Consider the following 18831-nt stretch of genomic DNA (forward strand, 5'->3'; position numbering starts at 1 on the left):
ATCGCATGAGTAAGATTCGGATTGCACTTCTCGTTTTCTTTGTTCTCGGATTCTTCTGTTCTGCCATTGCAATGCAGGGGGTGCCGCCAGCCGTTCGTCCCAACAACAATGCTTTGGCTGCTCGCGGATTCGAAGAACTCTATAACATGGATTACGACCTCGCAATCCGCGATTTCAGCAGGCTTCAGAGCGAACACCCCTCCGATCCTTTCACCTACAATTACCTGCTCGCAGCCGAGGTCTTCAAGGAACTCAATCGGATCGGGGCACTGAATACCGAGATTTATTCGACGGACAGTTTCCTCAGCAGTAGAGCCCGCAAGCCTCTCGACACGGCTGCGCAGAAGCGCATTCTTGATCTGATCGGAACAGTCGAGTCAATCTGTAACGCCCGGTTGCAGAAGAATCCATCCGACACCGATGCCCTATACGCGAGGGGCGTGGCTCGTGGATTTCGTTCGACCTACATGGGCATGGCGGAGAAGTCGTGGATGTCCGGCATTCGATCGGCTTTGGCTTCACGACGCGACCACGAGCGAGTGCTCCAACTTGATCCAACGTACATTGATGCGAAGATGACCGTTGGTATCCACAACTACATCATCGGATCGCTCAACTGGGCTGGCCGGGCCGCAGTCGCATTGGTCGGGGTCACCGGAAATCGTCAAAAAGGTCTCGAATACCTTCGTGAAGTAAGCCGCTCACATGGTACGTCGAGCAATGATGCAGCGCTTGCGTTAAGCCTCTTCCTCCGTCGCGAGCAGCGTTATCCAGAGGCGTTGGCTCTTGTTTCTCGCATCTCGCGAGAGTATCCCCGCAACTATCTGCTTGCTGTTGAATACGCTCACTTGCTCAATGCTGCTGGGCACGGGCGCGAAGCGATTGCGCAGTATCAGCACGTTCTGCAACGCGGTAAAGAGGGGAAGTACTCAACCTTTCAGCCCGAGCTTGCCGCGTGGGGATTGGGCGTCTCGGCGCGAGGTCAGCGAGAATTTGCAGAGGCAGCTCAAGCCTTTGAACTTGTGACCACATGCAAAGGTGCCGACCCCGAGTTTATCGAGCGTGCGAATTTGGCTGCCGGTGAAATGCACGACCTTCTTGGGCGCCGAGATCAGGCTCTTGCGCATTACCGCCGCGTAGTCGGCTCAGGGCACGATCAAAACTCGATCTCTGCAGCACGCAAGTACCTGCGCCGCCCATATCGCGAAAACGAGTAGTGGCACCCCGAATCACCTTTGGAATCCGCAATCATCCCGTGTACGCTAGTGGTGGGAGACACAGTAAGAGTTATGTTCCTTCCACCAGAGGCATCTCGCATTCATACTTTCTTCAGTTCCATAACTGAGTTTTCTTTTGTTGCTTTCAGTTCGATTTTCTTCCTCGTCGATCCTTTCGCAGCCGTGCCGCCATTTTTGGCAATGACGAGTCGAGCGGACTCTCGTACTCGCCGACGCATGGCAGCGCGTGCGGCGTGGACGTGCCTCGTAGTGCTGAGCCTGTTCGCGATCTCTGGCACATTCATATTCAAGCTATTTGGCATCACGCTGGCGGCGTTCGAGATTGCCGGAGGCCTGATCCTCCTTCTCATCGGCTTGGACATGTTGCAGGCTCGTCGTTCCACTCAGGAAGGCGTAAGCGAGACCGAGGAGGGCACTCACAAGGAAGACGTGGGCATCACTCCGCTCGGCATTCCATTGCTCGCTGGCCCTGGTGCCATTTCTACCGTAATGGTTCTCATGGGAGCCTCTCCTACGTGGCAGCACGCAATACCGATCTTTTTCGCTATCATCGTGACGGCCTTCACCAGCTACCACATACTCGCTTCGGCTGATCGTGTTCGTCGCAGTATGGGCGAGACTGGAATTCGTATCATGATGCGAATCATGGGCTTGATGCTCACGGCCATTGCTGTTCAGTTTGTTATCAATGGACTTGCGCGCATCAACGTCATCAATGTAGCTCCACAGTAGAACCCTTGCATGGAAAGGGCACGACAGCGGTCGTGCCCCTTTGCTAAGTTTCGCGAAGATTAGAAGCGCACTGCGAAGTCCTTTCCCGGTTCGATGTGGATGCCTTCAATAAAGCGCACCTTGCGGGAAGCCATTTTCATGACAACTGATGATGTGCGAACACCTTCACCAAAGAATCTAACACCCTGCATCAGTGGACCATCCGTCACGCCCGTTGCCGCGAAAATGATGTTTTCACCCGGAGCCAGTTCCTCGGCCGTGTAGGTTTTGTTCAAGTCGTTGATGCCGTACTGAGTCATTCGTTCGCGCTGCTCTTCGGTGTATCCAGTGAGCCTGCCCACCATGTAACCATTCAGGCATCTCATGGCGGCTGCGGTGATCACGCCTTCCGGAGCTCCGCCCGTGCCCATAACTGCGTGCACGCCGGTGCCGCGGACCGCTGCGGCGATTCCAGGAGCAAGGTCGCCATCGCCGATCAGCTTGATGCGTGCGCCAGCCTTACGAATCTCATTGATAAGGGTCTCGTGACGCGGACGATCCAGAACGATGATTACAAGATCCTCAACGTCGCGGTTCAGAGCCTTGGCGATCATCTTGAGATTCACGGCTGTCGGAGCATCCAGATCTACTGCACCTTTGCAGGCCGGGCCGACGACGATCTTTTCCATGTAGCAATCTGGAGCGTGCAACAAACCGCCACGTTCGCTCGCAGCCAGAACGCAGATCGATCCCGGTGCGCCCGTTGCTGTCAGGTTGGTGCCTTCCAACGGATCGACCGCAATGTCGACTTCGGGATAGACGACACCGTCCTTCGGGGGACGCCCGACCTTCTCTCCGATGTAGAGCATCGGCGCTTCATCGCGTTCACCTTCGCCGATCACGATAGTTCCGCGCATGGGCACCGTGTCCATGACGCGGCGCATGGTTTCTGTCGCCACTTGGTCGGCTTTCTTGCGGTCGCCTGTTCCCATTTGCCGGGCTGAAGCGATTGCTGCTGCTTCAACTACTCGCAACAACTCCAGTGCGAGATCCGACTCCAGATTCGTCTGGACGTTGTCTTCGAGGTGGACTGCTTTGTTATACGTCTGTGTCGCCATAGTTGCTCCTGATCACATCGGTCGCGGCTCTAGTTCTTACTTGCTCCGGCTGCGTACCGCTTACCGCATTGCCCTGCCACAGGACGTCAGTCCAGATTTATGGAGGCGCAATTGTGCTACTAAACTCAAAACGCATCAATTCCGGTCACAGCTGATCCGATGATCAGCGTGTGAACATCGTGTGTTCCTTCGTACGTCTTCACCGACTCAAGGTTCGCCATGTGTCGAAATACGGGGTACTCGTCTGCAATGCCATTTGCGCCTAGAATGTCGCGCGCCAACCGAGCGCATTCCAATGCCATCCACACGTTGTTGCGCTTTGCCATCGAGACTTGAAAGTGCTCGGCTTTCCCTTGATCCTTCAGCCTCCCCACTTGCAGAGCTAGAAACTGCGCCTTAGTGATCTCGGTGATCATCCAGGCCAGCTTCTCCTGAACCAGTTGATGGGATGCAATCGGCTGATCTCGAAACTGTTTGCGAAATTTGGAATATTGCAGAGCTGTGTCATAGCAGGCCATCGCAGCGCCCATGACGCCCCACGCGATGCCATACCGAGCTTGGTTCAGGCACATCAGCGCCGATTTCAGCCCTGAAGACTTTGGTAGCAAGTTGCATTTCGGAATCCGGACATCCTGGAGAGAAAGAGAAGACGTAACGGAGGCGCGCAGAGACCACTTGCCATGCACGTCCTTGGCGACGAATCCCGGCCTGTCGGTCTCAACCAGAAAACCCTGGACCTCGCCACTATGTTCGTCACTCTTTGCCCACACCACGGCAACGTCTGCAATGGATCCCGAGGTGATCCACATTTTCTCGCCGTTCAGCACATAGCTGTCGCCATCGCGCACGGCTCGTGTTCGCATTGCCCCCGGATTGGAGCCGGCATCTGGCTCCGTTAGTCCGAAGCACCCGAGCTTCTCACCTTTGGCCATTGCCGGAAGCCAACGATCCTTCTGTTCGTCGCTGCCGAACGTAAAGATGGGATACATGACAAGGCTGCTCTGGACACTGACGAACGATCGCAATCCGCTGTCGCCGCGCTCCAGTTCCTGCATCATTAACCCGTACTCCACGTTGCTCATGCCTGCGCAGCCGTAGCCTTTCAGCGTAGGACCAAAGAAGCCAAGTTCACCCATTGGCGCTACAAGTTCGCGAGGAAATCGACCTTCGCGATTGCATTCTTCAATGATGGGGATGAGATTATCTTCGACAAACTGGCGGGCAGTGTCGCGCACCATGCGCTCGTCTTCGCTTAGAAGGGAATCGAACTCGAGGAAATCGACGCCACGGAATTTGAGAGCCATAAGTTAGCCTTGCCAAAAAGCCTGCAGGGTCCGATAGGGACCCTGCGAAGACGTTTGACAGTATCAAAGCCCGATTCTGAACGTCAATGATCTTTGCTAAACGTGCTCTGACGCACCTTAAGATGCGGTTTTCGGCTACTCAGCTGCAAGGCGATCGTTACCACTGGTTTCGGTTTCGTAAGCCGGCAATGTGTGCGAGGTGATGAGCTCCGTGCCAGGCGTAGAGACCGAGAATGTCGTTCAGCGTCATCAAGCCTGCTTCGGGATGCGTCAGCTTCCTGCTCCAGTCTTCCGGCTTCAGACTTCGTAATAACACGACCCAGCGGGCATGAAGGCTATCAACCATCGCCAGACTCACGTCGATCGGAGTTGCACGGCTGTCAGCGAGTTCTGCCCAGCGCGTTTCGTCAAAGGGCTTGATAACCGGATTCTCTTCCGTCATGGCCAGCTTGAAGCGAATATAGGCATTCATGTGGCTGTCAGCCACATGATGAGCAACCTGCCGCACCGTCCAACCGCCCTCGCGATAGGGTGTGTCGAGCTGCTTGCCATTCAGACCAGCGACTGCCTGTTTCAGATTTTCTGGCAGTTCGGCAATCGCCTCGATCAGCTTCTTGCGCTCTTCCGGCGTGCTCGGTGGTTTGGATCTGTCGTACTTTCCGATGGGGTAGCGTAAGTCTTCCATTCTCTGCCTCCGCGGCGCATCACCACACCGCTGCAGAATACAACCTCCCTGATATACAATCAAAAGGCTACCCGGCGGTGCGCTGATTTATGGTGCTGCCTTGCTGAGTTCTCGGCAGGTTCCGCCGTGGGTTCCGGTGCAAGCGAAAGCTTCCTGGGTGGTTATCGGGCAGAAGCCCGCACAGGATTATTCGGTGCGGTGTCCCATGTCCTGCCAGAGCAATTCCGCCGAGCCTCGCGCCGGCCCGTTAGGAGATATACAGAAATGGCTAAGATCGCAAAAACTGGTGACCGCAAGAAGGTGATGGACACCTCCAAGAGCACCGATTGTCCGAAGTGCGGAAAGCCCACTCGCATTGTGAAGCGTGTCAAAGACCGCGAGCGCAATGTGCCGGGCGGTGTGTACATTTCCTGCTCAGCCTGCGAGTTCTTCGAAAAGCTCTAAGCGGCAATCAGTTGCCGCAAAATCAACGCGCCTCGTTCGGAGGCGCGTTTTGCGTGGATGCAGACCTGCTATCACCCGAGCTTCCGTTCAACTTCAGGCTCCTTCAATTCGGAATAGGACGCAGGAGAAGATGCAGCTCTGGGAATGATCGTGCGGCTCGGGCCCGTGATGAGTCTGGCACCGCGCTGGAACGTGATGTATGCCCAGAACCATTCCCATATAACTTGCACTTTGCTCCTGAAACCGATCAGGAACAAGAGGTGAACAAAGAGCCACGTAAGCCAGGCAAAGAACCCGCTCATCTTGAACCCGCGAATGTCTGCAATTGCCGAGGATTTTCCGATTGTCGCTAAGCTACCCTTGTCAAAGTAGTTGAACTTATGGCGAGCATCGCCGCGCAGGTCTCCTAAAATACAGGCTGCTGCGAATTTCCCCATCTGGATGGCGCTAGGAGCGACGCCCGGAACTGGTTTTCCATTGTCCTGTATGACTGACGCCAAATCCCCTAGCACGAATACTTCCGGGTGACCAGGAATCGTCAGATCTGGCTGAACTTGCACTCGTCCTGCGCGATCCATAGGCGCTCCGAGCAGTTTGCCGAGTGGCGACGCTGCAACGCCTGCGGCCCAGAGTACAACCGAAGCGTGAATGGCCTGCTCGCCGAGATAGACTGTGTCTTCGGTGATGTTGGTGACGGCCGCGCCTGTTTTGACCTCGACCCCCAGCTTTCCGAGCTGCCTGACAGCAGAAGCGGACAGCTTCTCGGGGAAGGAAGGTAGGATGCGCGGTCCAGCCTCGATCAGCATCACTCGCGTGCTGCGTGGATCAATCGCGCGGAAATCAGCCGCCAATACGTGCTGCGCAATTTCGGAAAGCGCCCCTGCAAGTTCAACCCCGGTTGGACCGCCCCCGACAACCACGAAGTTAATCGGGTTATGGCTGTTTTCCAACCGGGCGCTTCGCTCTGCAATCTCAAACGCCAACAACATCCGACGTCGGATCTCCGTAGCGTCCTCCACCGTCTTCAAGCCCGGGGCAAACCGCGCCCACTCTGGATGCCCGAAGTACGCGTGTGTCGCACCGGAAGCGACTATGAGGTAGTCGTACGAGATCTCCTCGTCGTCGAGTAGGACCGTGTGATGCTGCAGGTCGAATCCTGTCGCTCTGGCCAGCAATACTGAAATGTTCTGCGCTTTTCTAAGAATGTGGCGAATGGGGTAGGCCATCTCGCCGGGCGAAAGCGCAGCGGTCGCGACTTGATACAACAGCGGTTGGAACGTGTGGTGATTTCGGCGGTCCACGACCGTGACGCGAACGTTCTTGTTAGCGAGGGCGTGCGCAGCATAGAGCCCCGCGAAGCCCGCGCCGATGATTACGACGTGAGGAGTGGATCGAGTGCTAGACATAGTTCTCTCTGTATAGATGAGTGCATTTGCCTGAAAGGCTCTATCCAACTCCACCTATACCGCGTTCGATGTTCCTGTGTTGAAAACTGAGGTATTAAGATTTCTTTCTTAAACCTTTCAACCTATGTTCATCCTTGTGCTAGTCTGATGCTTAGAAAATGATGAGAACCTGTTCTGAGCAGGGCTTGCTTTATGAGCTCGGCGGACAGGATTGTTTGTACCTGCCGTGCAAGTTGCTGCATTGCTTGCGTTTACTCTCGTAAACTTGGGTCTTATGTTCCGGGCCCTCAACATAATGCAGGAACGAAGCTGCCGAACGAATTCAATAGAACACGCCGGAGCTAAGCTCTGCCGGGGAGTTGTCTGTGGGTAGTTTTGCACCATCGGGAATTGGACAGAGCCCATCTTTCGAGGGACAGCGTTGGAGCCTTGGGCTTGAACTGCTAGCAAAACGTACATTTGATATCACTTTTGTGCTATTCGCGGTCATCTTTGTACTTCCTGCATTGCTGGTGATCGCACTCCTGGTCAAATTGGATTCCGAAGGGCCCGTATTCTACGTTTCTGAGAGAATCGGTAAAAATGGCGAGCCTTTTCGATTCCTGAAGTTCAGGACTATGGTGAAGGACGCCGAATCGCTCAAGCATTCATTGCTCCACCTCAACGAAAGGCGCGGAAATCTGTTCAAGATGTCCGACGATCCGCGTGTAACGCCCATCGGCAAAATGCTCCGCCGGTACAGCCTCGATGAGTTGCCCCAGTTCTTCAACGTTCTTACTGGTGATATGAGCCTTGTGGGCCCTCGTCCATGTCTACCCAGCGAGTACGCAAACTACACCGAGAACGAGCGTCTGCGCGTACATGCGGTACCCGGTATTACGGGAATATGGCAGGTGGAAGCTCGCCGCGACCCATCGGCTGAAACCTATTTTGCGTTGGATCTGTATTACATCGAGAACTGGACGTTTTGGCTCGACATCAAGATATTGCTCAAGACCGTACTCGTTGTATTCGCCGGGACTGGCCAGTAACGAGCTATCCAAGTGAGATAAAAAAAGGGGCGTTCGCCCCTTTTTTCGTAACTGTGATTTGATTTATTTCTCGCGAGCTACAACGAAATGCGGCAGCCACAGAAGGGCTCGCTTGAATTCGTTTTCCGCAAATCCATCCAATTGAGCAACCGCAAGACTGGCGTACTTTGCGGCTTCCTGGCTGGCTGCCGAAATAGAATCATAGCGGGCGAGGATGTTCAGGATGTCCTGATGCGTTACGCCATTGAAAGCGCGCTGCTCAAGGACGGTTTGAATCTTCTCCCGCTCCTCAGGCTTGCAGCGTTCCAAGGCGTGGATCACAGCCAGTGTCGCTTTTCCTTCGCGCAGATCGCTTGCAACAGGCTTGCCGAGCATTGACTCGGAAGCAGTCAGATCGAGCACGTCGTCGGTGATCTGGAAAGCCATGCCTATGGCCCGCCCATACTCTCGCAATTTGAGTTGCTGCTCTTCGGGCGCTCCAGCCAGTACCGCACCAAGCTGCATGCACACAGCGAAAAGGCATGCGGTCTTGCGGTAGATCAGGTCGAGATGGCTCGCGCGTGAGATCAACGATCCCAGCTTCTCCATCTGCATCAACTCGCCTTCAACCATCTGCTTTGTCAACTCCGTCAGCAGATCGAGGACAAGAAGATTCCGCTCCTCAAGGGAAACCTGGAAAGCTTGCATGTAAAGCCAGTCGCCAGCCAGTACACATTTGGGGTTTCCCCAAATTGTGTTGGGGGAAGGGCGTCCCCGCCGGATTTCGGCTTCATCGATAATGTCATCGTGCACCAGCGTGGCCGTGTGGATGATCTCAACCACCGCTCCCAGTCTCACCGCGCCGGTTCCCTTATAGTTCAGCAGTTTGGCGGCGAGGAGCAGGAGTGCCGGGCGCAGGCGCTTTCCGCCGCCTTGGCGCAGGTAGTCGCCGATCTCCGTGATCGCCTGTACGTTTGAAACGCTGTAGTCGCCGAACTCGCGCTCAATTGCGTCAAGGTCTTCGCGCAGAAGGTCGAAAATTTCTTTGCCCGTCGCTAATGCCAAGCTGTTCAAGGTTCAAGCCTTACATCAATCTATTGGATTCCGGTTGAAACTGTCGGCTTCCGTGTGCCGGCTGTTTTATGCAGCCTCATTGCACAAGGTTCAATCTAGTTAATTGTTGCGATAATTCGTGAACTGCATGTCGATTCCGAAGTCTGTATTGCGCAGCAGGGCAATGATTTCCTGTAAGCTGTCTCGGTCTTTTCCTGTGACTCGGACAATGTCTCCGTTGATCGAGGCCTGCACCTTCTTCTTCGAGTCCTTAATCGTTTTTACGATCTCGCGTGCCTTCTCGATCGCAATGCCTTGTTGAAGCTTCACCTTCTGTCGCACAGTGGAACTTGCAGCGGGCTCAATCTTTCCATATTCCAAGGACTTGAGCGAAACATTGCGCTTCACCAGCTTGGACTGCAGCACGTCGATCACTGCCTTCAACTTGTATTCGTCTGCCGAAGTCAGAACCAATTCCTGCTTACCATCAAACTGGATGTCTGAATTAGACCCCTTCAGGTCGTAACGCTGATGGATCTCCTTAAGGGCCTGCTGGACGGCATTAGTGACCTCCGGCAGGTCTACATTGCTGACGATGTCGAACGAGTTTTCAGCGGCCATGAGTCTCTAGTGTATGACAAAGTGGCACTTCCCGCATATGTTGAATTGTCGTTGCGACGAGGGAACTTCAGCAGGTTCTCAGGGATTCACTTTAGGCTCGTGGCCAGCTAGTGAATTGTCGTTGAAAGTTGGGAACAATAAAAAAAGGGAAGCCGGCAAGCTTCCCTTTTTCTACGAGTCTTGGGCAGCGTGTTTATTGGCCGCCGAACGTATATCCCACGTAAACCATGCCCTGAGTCACCAAGTCACTGCCGTACTGCTTGAAGTTTGGCACGTAACGCAGATCGAACTGTGGGCGTACGAAGAAATGATCCTTCACATAGATCGGCACGCCAGCACCGAAATGAAGCTGGAAGTGGTTGGCGCTCGTGAACTGTTCAGACGAATTGGAATTCCCGAGCACGGTCGAAGAATTGATCACGTCATAGAACCGCAAATTGGCCCCGCCAAATCCGCCCTGTAGCTCAAGAGAAGCTCGCTTGCTCCTTAATGGCCGTGCAAAACCATTGAAGTCATAGAACGTGAGCCTTGACTGCAATTTTTCGCCGAATCCCGAGGAGGATGGCGAAATCACAACATAGTCCTGCTTGGCTGGCTGGAACGTTACTTCTGCGCCGACGCCGTACTTCTTGGTGAGCATGTAGTGCCCATCGAAGCCCATCATCACACCGGAAAGCTTGGGTGTAGTAACGCAAGCCGAATCAGTAGAGGGCGAGCAGGAGAGGAGGGTATTCAGGTCGATGCCAGTATTGGGAGCCTTAGCGTGGGCAGTCCCCAAGCCGAAGCTTACGTCAAAGGACCCGGCCTGCGCTGTCGCCAGAGTTACGCACAGAGAACAAAATACTAGCAAGCACAGGAACGTGCGCTTCACACGAGTAGGAATCGCCGATCCAGTCTCATCAGCCTTCTGCTCTTTGCTCATGCTTGAAGTTCCTTTCTACATCAAATCTCATGTTGTTGTTGCTGCCTCTAGGATGGCACCAACTCACAGAAATCTTGTCGACACGGCAGAAAAAAAGAGTATGAAGTACGGTTTGTAATGTCCGCTTTACAATCGTGCGCACACTAGTTCTTGTGTTGAGTATCTACCTGGTCTTCGACGTTCGTTTCGCACCGAATGTGGTCCGCACCCTTCACTAGCTGTTTCACCTGTGCTTCGTACCACTTCCGTTTTCGCAGTATTTGCTGAACCGCTTGGGTCAATTGATTCTGCATCCAGTTGCCACCAAGAGGAGGTTCCGTAAACGTGATGCCTCCGTTCGGCGCTGTTACGAAGGTCGCGTTGTTTTCAATGCTGTAGTTACGGTGCCCTTTGATTCGAATGTCAAACACCTTACCCCCGTCCCGCTTCGGCGAGTTGAACACCACGACATATAGATACTTCGCGCCATGAAAGGCCTTCTTATCCTCGTGGAATCCCAATGCGAGCGCCTTGGTGTTCTCGACGTTTATCCATTCATATTTGCCGGTGGCGAGGCACTGCGCAGCGTCCCACAGTACGGCGGGCGGTTTGTCTTGTGCGTAAAGCGAGGTGCAAGCTGCAAGAAACACAAGGAACAGTAGAAGAGCAAGAGTTCGTTTCATTGTCGAATCCTCGGCGAGGAAGAGCGCTGTATTTGACTGAACTCATGAGCCTACCCAGCGCCCCCCTCAAAGTCAATTGCCCCAGTTATTCGCAAACAGCCTTTGCTGCTAAGGCACGAAACTATCGAACTGCGGCAACTCCGCGATACCACTGAATGGTGCGCCGTAGCCCTTCCTGGAAGTCGACCGTGGGTTCGTATCCGAGGGCTTCGCGCGCCCGCGAGATATCTGCCACAGAATGAGCGATGTCGCCTGCGCGAGGCTCGGAATACTCTACGGTGCCGGTGTATCCCGTGAGCTCACGTAAATGCTCGACGGTCTCGTTCAGAGAAATGCGCTTGCCTGTTGCGACGTTGAATACACATCCCGAAACCCTCTCCGCTGGTGCTGCCATCGCGAGCAGGTTCGCATTAACAACGTTCTCAATATAGGTGAAATCCCGGCTTTGCGTGCCGTCGCCATAAATGACAGGCGTTGTTCCATTCAGCATGCTCAGAGAAAATTTCGCGAGCACCCCGGAATACATGGATGATGGGTCCTGATGCGGGCCGAACACATTGAAGTAGCGAATCGTGACCGTTTCCAAACCATAGACCTGCGTAAAGCAGCTCATATAGTGCTCGCCAGTGAGCTTGCTCACGGCATACGGGGAGATCGGCTTAGGGATCATTTCTTCGTGCTTCGGCAATGTAGGCTGGTCCCCATAAGCCGATGAGGATCCCGCATAAACAACACGGCGAACGTTTGAATTTCGCGCCGCGACCAGCAGGTTCAACGTTCCGGTCACATTGGTGGCGTTCGAGGCGACAGGATCTTTCACCGACCGCGGTACGCTGGCCAGTGCAGCTTCGTGGAATACGTAATCCACGCTTTCGCATGCGCGGGCGCACATCTCTGGATCTTCGATTGTGCCTTCGATGAATTCAATTCCGTGCAGGTCTTCGAGATTCTCTCGTTTGCCTGTGGCGAAGTTATCGATGCCGCGAACTGAGGCGCCTTTTGCGAGCAGCGCGCGAGCGATATTAGAACCAATGAATCCGGCGATCCCGGTAATGAGGTATTTCGACATTCCCTTATGCTAGCTCCAAGCGAGCCACGCCTGCTCTCAGGTAAACACTCGCGTTTCGCGTTTCCGTCAAGCAATGACACGCCCTGCTTTTCGCAAGGCGTGTCGCAAATCTTAGATTGTGGCTCTGCTCGATTCTAACAGTGGACGATGTTGTCCGCTCGGATGCCTTTTGTGGCGTTCCGCGTATCCACCACAAGTTGTGCCTCATCGACAATCTGCTGATAGTCGTAGTTGCTGTGATCGGTCACGATGAGAACGGCGTCATACTGGTTCAAATCTTCCAGTGGCGTCGAGGTCATGTTCAGATCGTAGTGGCGTCCGTGTCCGACGGTAGGGAAGTATGGATCGTTGTAATACACGTCGGCGCCTGCCTTGCGTAGCAATTCAATAACGGTGAGCGAAGGAGATTCGCGAAGGTCATCGATATCGCGCTTGTACGCGAGTCCAAGCACAAGTACGCGCGATCCATTCAAGCACTTTTTGCGTTCGTTCAGAGCCTGCGACGTCTTTTCAATCACGTAGTACGGCATGTCACCGTTGACTTCGCCCGCCAGTTCGATGAACCGTGTGCTGAAGTCAAACTGCTTGGCCTTCCACGACAGGTAGTAGGGGTCGATCGGGATGCAATGCCCACCTAGTCCCGGTCCGGGATAGAACGCCTGGAAACCGAATGGCTTTGTCTTGGCTGCGTCAATTACCTCGAAAATATCGATTCCCATGCGATCGCATAGCTGCTTCAACTCGTTCACGAGTGCAATGTTCACGCAACGGTAGATATTTTCGAGCAACTTGGTCATCTCGGCAGTCGCGGGAGATGAAACTGGCACCGTGCGATTGAAAATGCTGCTATATAGAGCCGATGCCAACGCCGTTGCTGTCGGTTCCAATCCGCCAACTACCTTGGGAATGTCTCGCCGGGCGACAGTATCGTTGCCTGGGTCTTCGCGCTCCGGAGAAAAAGCGATATAGAATCCCGAATCGCCTTCCTTGCGCACGGCACGCAGTCCCGACCTGTTCCCGGACTCCAGAATCGGAATCAGCACTTCTTCTGTCGTGCCAGGATAGGTCGTACTTTCCAACACTATTAATTGCCCTTCGCGTACATGCGGTGCGATGGCCTTTGCTGTTCTTTCGATGTAGCTCAGGTCGGGCTGATGATACTCATCGAGCGGGGTCGGAACGCAGATGATCACCGCATCCATTTCGGTGATCTCGGAGTAGTTGCTCGTCGCCCGGAATCCCGCCACCTGTGCGCGCGCAATTTCGCTGCCCGGAATACGGACAATATAGGAATTGCCGGAGTTCAGCGCCTGTATCTTTGCGGGGTCAATATCGAATCCGGTCACCCGAAAAGTCTGTTCGCTGAAAAGCAGCGTGAGCGGCAGTCCGACGTAACCCATGCCAATGATGCCAATCCGAGCTTGGCGAGTGGCTATGAGTGATTCCAATTTGGAAGACTGCGAGACGGAAATGTGCATCGGTGATGCCTCCACGAATGAACAACATTACCTAATCTAGCAAAAAGGAGCCCACCAGAGCCCCTCCTGAATATCTGTGATGCTGAATACTGCTTCAGCGTCCATGTTTCATCAGAATAGTTGGACCAAACACAGCAATCATATTGCGCATCTGAATTGGCCGGAGGCGCATGTGTCTGCTTATCAGAGTCGCTTCATTCCTTGTAAATCTTTGGTCTTGATTCCTTGCCTTACGCTGTCGCTGTTACTTGCCGCATGCGGTAGTGGTAGCAGTTCAAGTGCCACAAACCCGCCCACTACGAATCCTCCGACCAATCCCACTCCGACGCCTCCACCCGCGCCAGCGAACAAAGCCGATCACGTTGTTCTCGTGGTGCTCGAAAATGCCAGCTACTCAGAGGTCGTGGCCAGCACAAATGCGCCTTATCTGAATTCCCTCATTCCTCAGGGCGCACTGGTGCCCAATTTCTATGCCAACACACATCCCTCCATCGGAAACTATTTCATGATGACTGCTGGGCAAGTGGTGACGAACGATGACAATTACAGTGGCACCGTTTCGCCTCCTGAATTAGCCAGTGCGGAGACCGGTTCTGCAAAATCTTGGAAGGTGTATGCCGAAGGAATTCCCTCGGCCGGCTATACGGGTGGAAATACTGGAGCCTATCTCAAGCGCCATAACCCGTTCGCCTATTTCACCGATGTAGCTGGGACCGCAGCGGCAAACAATATTGTTCCCTTATCGCAGTTCGCCACCGATGTGACCGCCACGTTGCCCAACTTCACCATGATTGTCGGCGACATGTATAACGTCGGACACAACTGCGCTCCGACAGTAACGACCTGCACATCAGCCATCCGGGTGCAGCAAGCCGACAATTGGCTGAAAGCCACGCTGCCGGCGATCTTCGCTAACTCAAGTTTCCAAAGTAGCGGCTTGCTGGTGATCACGTTCGATGAAGCCGAGGAGGCCGACACGACCAACGGTGGCGGGCATGTAGCTACGTTGTTGATTGGGACAAATGTGAAATCTGCTTACCAAGCCACCGGAACGTACCAACACCAGAGCCTGCTGCGCCTGATGTTGTCTGCGCAGGGCATAACCTCGTTTCCAAACCTCGCCGCCGCCGCTCCCGATATGGGCGAGATTTGGAAGTAAGGCATTATTGAATTCCGCAGCCACAACCGGGCGAGGGAACCCGCACTCGTAGAAAATCTGCGACCCTCTGGTAAGCGTCGATCTGATTCTCAACGCGGGCAAAGCCATGCCCCTCATTTTCATAGACCTTCAGAATTGCAGTTCCGCCGTGCTTCTTGATGGCGTCGGCGACCTGTTGCGCCTCTGTCTTCGGGCATCTTGGGTCGTTGCCACCTGCAAGGATCAACAGCGGAGCCTTCACTTGATCGATGAAGTTTATCGGCGAGCGTTCCTGCCACAGTGCCTTGTCCTTTACCGGATCACCCATGAATAGCCGGTCGTACTCCTGCAACTGCGGATCTTCGTTTTCGAACTCCGTAAACCAGTTCACAAATGGAACGATTGGCACTCCGGCTGCCCACATTTCCGGGTGCTTGGTAACCGCCATCATCGTCAGGTAGCCGCCATAGCTGCCTCCCATCACAATCAACTTCTTGGGATCGACGAATCCGGTCTTCAGGATGAAATCCGCCGCGCCAAGCACGTCATTCAGTTCCTCGCCGCCCGCGTCGTGGCGGTTGGCCTCTTGGAACTCCAACCCATACCCAGTACCGCCGCGATAATTGGGGGCTATCACGATGTAGCCCTGATTGTTGATGTACTGGATAAAACGATTAAACCCGTCCATTGACTGTGAAGCGGGACCACCGTGGATGTAGACAATCGCCGGATATTGCTGGTTGCGTACGATGTTGTTAGGGATATAGGCCCACGCCGAAATCGTGAACTTCCCATCCTTGCTCGGGTATCGAACCAGCGTAGGTGTCACCATGCTACTCGGGTTCAACCCGGCCAAAAGCGAATCCGTCAACTGAACCGAGTGCTGCGATTTCATGTCCAGCGCGTGGAGATCGTTCGGAGCTTTCGCGCCTGTGTGGTAGTAGAGCAGTCGCTGTCCATCGTGGGAGAAAGGCGACACATTTCCACCAAAGCCGTTCACGCCGTCCGGCACTGCCAATCTCGCAACATCTCCGCCCGCCGTTGCGCGTGAATACAGTCCCTCCCGGCCGTCCACGTTCGCCGTCCAGTAGATGCTCTCGCCATCGGGAGAGAAGGCATGTGCTCGGATCTCCCACTTGCCATTTGTGACCCAAGTCAGTTTGTGGGTATCGATTTCGAGCAGCGCAACATTGTCGTATCCATTTTCCGCATTGCTCGTGATCAACAACCGCTTTCCATCCGGAGAAAATGCCTCTGCCGAATACTTTTTGTCTCCAGTGTGCTGCGTCAGATTCGTCGAAGTCCTGGTCGCAACCTCATATAGGAAAATGTTGGAATCTTTTCCACTGGCGTTCTCTTGCGTATATGCAATGAATTTCCCATCAGAGGACCACAACGGATACATGTTTCCAAGCTGAGATGGGGAATTGCGTGTCACGTGCGTTGTCCGGCGCGAAGCGATGTCGATGACGTCGATCTCGAAGCTTGGTGAAGTCTTCTTCTTCGTCATGTATGCCACGAAGTGCGAATCGGGGGACCACACCGGAGCCTCATCCGCCGAATCTGGAGACGCCGTCAAGTTAGTCACCTCACCGTTCTGCGGACTCACAAGGAAGATGTCCCACAGCTCGTTCCCATCTTTGTCGCTCATGTAGGCGATCCACTTCCCATCCGGAGACCATGTCGGCGACGCCTGCCGCTGATCGCTGATCGTGAGCTGTGTGGGCCAACCGCCCGATGACGGCACTGTCCACACATTGTTGCGTCCGCTGATGTTCGAAATAAACGCAACTCGCGATCCGTCCGGAGACCATGTCGATCCGCCGATCTGCCGCGTGCTGTAAAGCGCAGCGATTGAGAACTTCTGAAGGTTCTCGACCGTAGCGGATTGGAGCTTTGTTGGATCAGTGACGGCCTGAGGGACAGGAAGCGATTGCGCTGTGGCCAAAGTGCTCATGCACATGACGATAGCAGATGACATAGCCGAGAACAGTGCACGTGAAAACATGCCATGCAGTTTAGCAAACGAGGGAGCAATGTAGGTCCGTTCGAGAATTTCTGGCCCTGAACTCAGCTCTCGGCTACCATACCGGGCATGGGCTTCCCAATTCCAGTGCGCGCTATATTTCCAGTGTTGGTTGTGTTACTCGCATTTCCCGTCTACTTCATTGCGATCATGTGGCTGCTTAGCAAACTCAGCGGCTGGTCTTTCCTCACTCGCCGTTTTCGACAGGAAGATCCGTTTCAGGGCGCGACTTGGCGGTGGCAGAGTGCTCGATTCCGGGGATGGTGCGATTACAACAACTGCTTAAGCGTGGGTGCGAATCACAAAGGACTCCACCTTGAGGTAATGGCGATCCTCATGCCTTTGCGTCTGTTTCATCCACCGCTGTTTATCCCATGGCACGAGATCCAGGTTGAGACCGGAAAGGCCTTCTTCGGCCTCCGAGACACTGCAAAGCTGAGCCTTGACTCAGAGGAGCAATTGTCGATGCGGGTGTACGGAAAGCTGGTGAAACGCCTGCACGACGCTGCTGGAGAGCACTGGCCGCTGTACCAACAGGAGCAGCTTGAATTTCAGTCCAGAAGCTAGCCTGCTTTTGCCAGAGAGATTTCGGGCACATCCGCGTTGCGGTTTCGCATACGCGCCACCAACGCGTAAGCGATCATGACCATGATGATCGGATCCATGGGGTGCCGATAGTCATAGCTTGGGTGTGTGATGTAGTAGGGAGCAGGGAAGAGTAGCAGGAACAGCAGCATCGGGATCAACATGGCAGCAAATCCTCGTCGCGACGCGAGCACAATTCCCGCAGTAGCTAGCACCGTCATGAGCGTGAAGTAAGCAGTCGCAAAGAGTTCCATCGGTTCTGATCGCAGGTATTCGCGACTGGCGCTCCAGAACCCGGTCCACACGAATAAGGCCCGCCGAGCACTCAACTCCAGAAATTCCGCCGGATGCTGCCGGATGTAATTTGTGGCCTGCATTTTCTTGGCGTCCATGTACCCAAGTTCCCCGAAACGCACCCATTCATCCCGTTCCTGCGCCGAATTCGACGGGTGCACGGCGTCTGGACATGGCTGCCTGTGGTCTCCGTTGTTTCCCACGTGCATTTCCAGCCAGAAGTTATCCCGGACGGGTATGAACCGATGCAGGACTACATAGTTCCTCGCCACCCACGGCGCGAGAATCGCGCAAAATATGAGCGCCGAACTCGTCGCTTGCCAGAACCACTGGCGCCCACTGCGCTGATGACGCCAAGCAATCCAAAGCCCCATGGCTGGCAGTGCAGCGAGCAGGGCAGTGCTCGTCAGTGCGCCAAGTGCCCAGGTTGCGCCCCACAGTATCCAAACGCGCAGACGTCCATCTCTTTCCACTTTGTAGGTCAGAGCGAGCAGGCATGCCGCCAGCAATGTTGTGAGAGTGTTCTCCCAGATGCGTTCCCCTGCGACGTAGATCGAGTATGGAAGTAAAGCCCACATCCAGCCTGCGATCTTGGCCTGCTGTTCTGCGCTATTTCCAAACACTGCACGAACAGTCGCTCGGATTGGCAGAGCCGTCAGTGCTCCAAAGAGTGAATTCAATCCGAGAATGAACCAGGCTGCCGCAGCCGTATAGAGTCCGAAGATCTTGAAGCCTAGTGCAATCAGCAGCGGATACACAGGTGCTACCCATGCAGTTGGCCCAGATGGCTCGTACATTGGCGAAGCAAAGCCGTGTCCTTCGTAGATCGACCGAGCCACGCGTCCCATCTCCCAGCCAAATCGCCAGTGATCCAGCGCGGGGTTCAGATGATATCTGAATTGGTAGGCGACGGAGCCGAGGCGCAGCACTAGCCCCACAGCGACCATCAGTGCGCCCGAATGTCGCGCTAAGAACCGGCTCATCTTCAGTGGGAAGGCAGTTTGCAGCTCTGAGTTGTAAAACGAAAAACCCAGGCTCATTGGAACTCGGGGTTTAGTAGATAGAAA

18 protein-coding genes are annotated in these 18831 nt (G+C 54.4%); 6 read left to right on the top strand and 12 right to left on the bottom strand.

Features of this window, described 5'->3' with window-relative positions; genetic code table 11:
* Positions 1-5: 5 nt before the first annotated feature.
* Positions 6-1217, top strand: a complete 1212-nt coding sequence (locus AC6IZD_RS07220; RefSeq protein ID WP_497787013.1) for a tetratricopeptide repeat protein — start codon at positions 6-8, stop codon at positions 1215-1217.
* A gap of 72 nt (positions 1218-1289) precedes the next feature.
* Positions 1290-1970, top strand: coding sequence for a MarC family protein (locus AC6IZD_RS07225; RefSeq protein ID WP_497787014.1), 681 nt, complete (start codon positions 1290-1292; stop codon positions 1968-1970).
* Positions 1971-2029: 59 nt separating this feature from the next.
* Here AC6IZD_RS07225 and glpX read toward each other — a convergent pair whose 3' ends face one another.
* The 3 genes from glpX to AC6IZD_RS07240 all read right to left on the bottom strand — a co-directional run bounded on the left by glpX (position 2030) and on the right by AC6IZD_RS07240 (position 5056).
* Complete coding sequence (gene glpX, locus AC6IZD_RS07230) at positions 2030-3067, bottom strand: class II fructose-bisphosphatase (RefSeq protein WP_497787015.1); 1038 nt, start codon at positions 3065-3067, stop codon at positions 2030-2032.
* A gap of 125 nt (positions 3068-3192) precedes the next feature.
* Positions 3193-4371, bottom strand: a complete 1179-nt coding sequence (locus AC6IZD_RS07235) for an acyl-CoA dehydrogenase family protein (RefSeq protein WP_497787016.1) — start codon at positions 4369-4371, stop codon at positions 3193-3195.
* A 157-nt stretch (positions 4372-4528) separates the two neighbouring features.
* On the bottom strand, positions 4529-5056 hold the full coding sequence (locus AC6IZD_RS07240; RefSeq protein ID WP_497787017.1) for a YfiT family bacillithiol transferase: 528 nt from the start codon (positions 5054-5056) through the stop codon (positions 4529-4531).
* Positions 5057-5320: 264 nt separating this feature from the next.
* Between AC6IZD_RS07240 and AC6IZD_RS07245 the strand changes: the two genes are divergently transcribed.
* Complete coding sequence (locus tag AC6IZD_RS07245; protein WP_497787018.1) at positions 5321-5500, top strand: Rcat domain-containing protein; 180 nt, start codon at positions 5321-5323, stop codon at positions 5498-5500.
* Positions 5501-5571: 71 nt separating this feature from the next.
* On the opposite strand, the gene AC6IZD_RS07250 is transcribed toward AC6IZD_RS07245, so the two are convergent.
* Positions 5572-6906 (bottom strand): NAD(P)/FAD-dependent oxidoreductase, encoded by a 1335-nt coding sequence (locus AC6IZD_RS07250; protein ID WP_497787019.1) that lies wholly within the window; start codon positions 6904-6906, stop codon positions 5572-5574.
* A gap of 365 nt (positions 6907-7271) precedes the next feature.
* Between AC6IZD_RS07250 and AC6IZD_RS07255 the strand changes: the two genes are divergently transcribed.
* A complete protein-coding gene (locus AC6IZD_RS07255; RefSeq protein WP_497787020.1) occupies positions 7272-7937 on the top strand; it encodes a sugar transferase in 666 nt (221 codons plus the stop codon).
* A 63-nt stretch (positions 7938-8000) separates the two neighbouring features.
* On the opposite strand, the gene AC6IZD_RS07260 is transcribed toward AC6IZD_RS07255, so the two are convergent.
* From AC6IZD_RS07260 to AC6IZD_RS07285, 6 genes are all read right to left on the bottom strand, one after another.
* Positions 8001-8990 (bottom strand): polyprenyl synthetase family protein, encoded by a 990-nt coding sequence (locus tag AC6IZD_RS07260; RefSeq protein ID WP_497787021.1) that lies wholly within the window; start codon positions 8988-8990, stop codon positions 8001-8003.
* Positions 8991-9089: 99 nt separating this feature from the next.
* Positions 9090-9590 carry a YajQ family cyclic di-GMP-binding protein gene (locus AC6IZD_RS07265; RefSeq protein ID WP_497787022.1) on the bottom strand — a complete coding sequence of 167 codons (501 nt, stop codon included), beginning with the start codon at positions 9588-9590 and terminating at the stop codon, positions 9090-9092.
* Positions 9591-9783: 193 nt separating this feature from the next.
* Positions 9784-10512, bottom strand: a complete 729-nt coding sequence (locus tag AC6IZD_RS07270) for an autotransporter outer membrane beta-barrel domain-containing protein (protein WP_497787023.1) — start codon at positions 10510-10512, stop codon at positions 9784-9786.
* Positions 10513-10655: 143 nt separating this feature from the next.
* A complete protein-coding gene (locus AC6IZD_RS07275) occupies positions 10656-11174 on the bottom strand; it encodes a hypothetical protein (RefSeq protein WP_497787024.1) in 519 nt (172 codons plus the stop codon).
* 121 nt (positions 11175-11295) lie between these two features.
* The gene (locus AC6IZD_RS07280) at positions 11296-12243 is read right to left on the bottom strand and encodes an SDR family oxidoreductase (protein ID WP_497787025.1); all 948 of its coding nucleotides are present in this window, start codon (positions 12241-12243) and stop codon (positions 11296-11298) included.
* Positions 12244-12377: 134 nt separating this feature from the next.
* Positions 12378-13721: a nucleotide sugar dehydrogenase gene (locus AC6IZD_RS07285; protein ID WP_497787026.1), complete on the bottom strand. Its 1344-nt coding sequence runs from the start codon at positions 13719-13721 to the stop codon at positions 12378-12380.
* 172 nt (positions 13722-13893) lie between these two features.
* Between AC6IZD_RS07285 and AC6IZD_RS07290 the strand changes: the two genes are divergently transcribed.
* Entirely contained in the window at positions 13894-14880 is a 987-nt protein-coding gene (locus tag AC6IZD_RS07290; protein WP_497787027.1) for an alkaline phosphatase family protein, read from the top strand.
* Between the two features lie 4 nt (positions 14881-14884).
* Here the strand turns inward: AC6IZD_RS07290 and AC6IZD_RS07295 are convergent, their stop codons facing one another.
* A complete protein-coding gene (locus tag AC6IZD_RS07295; RefSeq protein ID WP_497787028.1) occupies positions 14885-16867 on the bottom strand; it encodes a S9 family peptidase in 1983 nt (660 codons plus the stop codon).
* An 87-nt stretch (positions 16868-16954) separates the two neighbouring features.
* Between AC6IZD_RS07295 and AC6IZD_RS07300 the strand changes: the two genes are divergently transcribed.
* A complete protein-coding gene (locus tag AC6IZD_RS07300; RefSeq protein ID WP_497787029.1) occupies positions 16955-17452 on the top strand; it encodes a hypothetical protein in 498 nt (165 codons plus the stop codon).
* Here the strand turns inward: AC6IZD_RS07300 and AC6IZD_RS07305 are convergent.
* Positions 17449-18804: an ArnT family glycosyltransferase gene (locus AC6IZD_RS07305; protein ID WP_497787030.1), complete on the bottom strand. Its 1356-nt coding sequence runs from the start codon at positions 18802-18804 to the stop codon at positions 17449-17451. The genes AC6IZD_RS07300 and AC6IZD_RS07305 overlap by 4 nt on opposite strands.
* Positions 18805-18831 lie beyond the last annotated feature (27 nt).

The organism is Koromonas humicola (assembly GCF_059726255.1).

Coding starts and splice junctions, on each gene's coding strand:
- AC6IZD_RS07265 (WP_497787022.1), bottom strand. CDS start 9,590: ATGGCCGCTGAAAACTCGTTCGACATCGTCAGCAATGTAGACCTGCCG.
- AC6IZD_RS07280 (WP_497787025.1), bottom strand. CDS start 12,243: ATGTCGAAATACCTCATTACCGGGATCGCCGGATTCATTGGTTCTAAT.
- AC6IZD_RS07235 (WP_497787016.1), bottom strand. CDS start 4,371: ATGGCTCTCAAATTCCGTGGCGTCGATTTCCTCGAGTTCGATTCCCTT.
- glpX (WP_497787015.1), bottom strand. CDS start 3,067: ATGGCGACACAGACGTATAACAAAGCAGTCCACCTCGAAGACAACGTC.
- AC6IZD_RS07285 (WP_497787026.1), bottom strand. CDS start 13,721: ATGCACATTTCCGTCTCGCAGTCTTCCAAATTGGAATCACTCATAGCC.
- AC6IZD_RS07300 (WP_497787029.1), top strand. CDS start 16,955: ATGGGCTTCCCAATTCCAGTGCGCGCTATATTTCCAGTGTTGGTTGTG.
- AC6IZD_RS07220 (WP_497787013.1), top strand. CDS start 6: ATGAGTAAGATTCGGATTGCACTTCTCGTTTTCTTTGTTCTCGGATTC.
- AC6IZD_RS07270 (WP_497787023.1), bottom strand. CDS start 10,512: ATGAGCAAAGAGCAGAAGGCTGATGAGACTGGATCGGCGATTCCTACT.
- AC6IZD_RS07305 (WP_497787030.1), bottom strand. CDS start 18,804: ATGAGCCTGGGTTTTTCGTTTTACAACTCAGAGCTGCAAACTGCCTTC.
- AC6IZD_RS07245 (WP_497787018.1), top strand. CDS start 5,321: ATGGCTAAGATCGCAAAAACTGGTGACCGCAAGAAGGTGATGGACACC.
- AC6IZD_RS07275 (WP_497787024.1), bottom strand. CDS start 11,174: ATGAAACGAACTCTTGCTCTTCTACTGTTCCTTGTGTTTCTTGCAGCT.
- AC6IZD_RS07295 (WP_497787028.1), bottom strand. CDS start 16,867: ATGTTTTCACGTGCACTGTTCTCGGCTATGTCATCTGCTATCGTCATG.
- AC6IZD_RS07240 (WP_497787017.1), bottom strand. CDS start 5,056: ATGGAAGACTTACGCTACCCCATCGGAAAGTACGACAGATCCAAACCA.
- AC6IZD_RS07225 (WP_497787014.1), top strand. CDS start 1,290: ATGTTCCTTCCACCAGAGGCATCTCGCATTCATACTTTCTTCAGTTCC.
- AC6IZD_RS07250 (WP_497787019.1), bottom strand. CDS start 6,906: ATGTCTAGCACTCGATCCACTCCTCACGTCGTAATCATCGGCGCGGGC.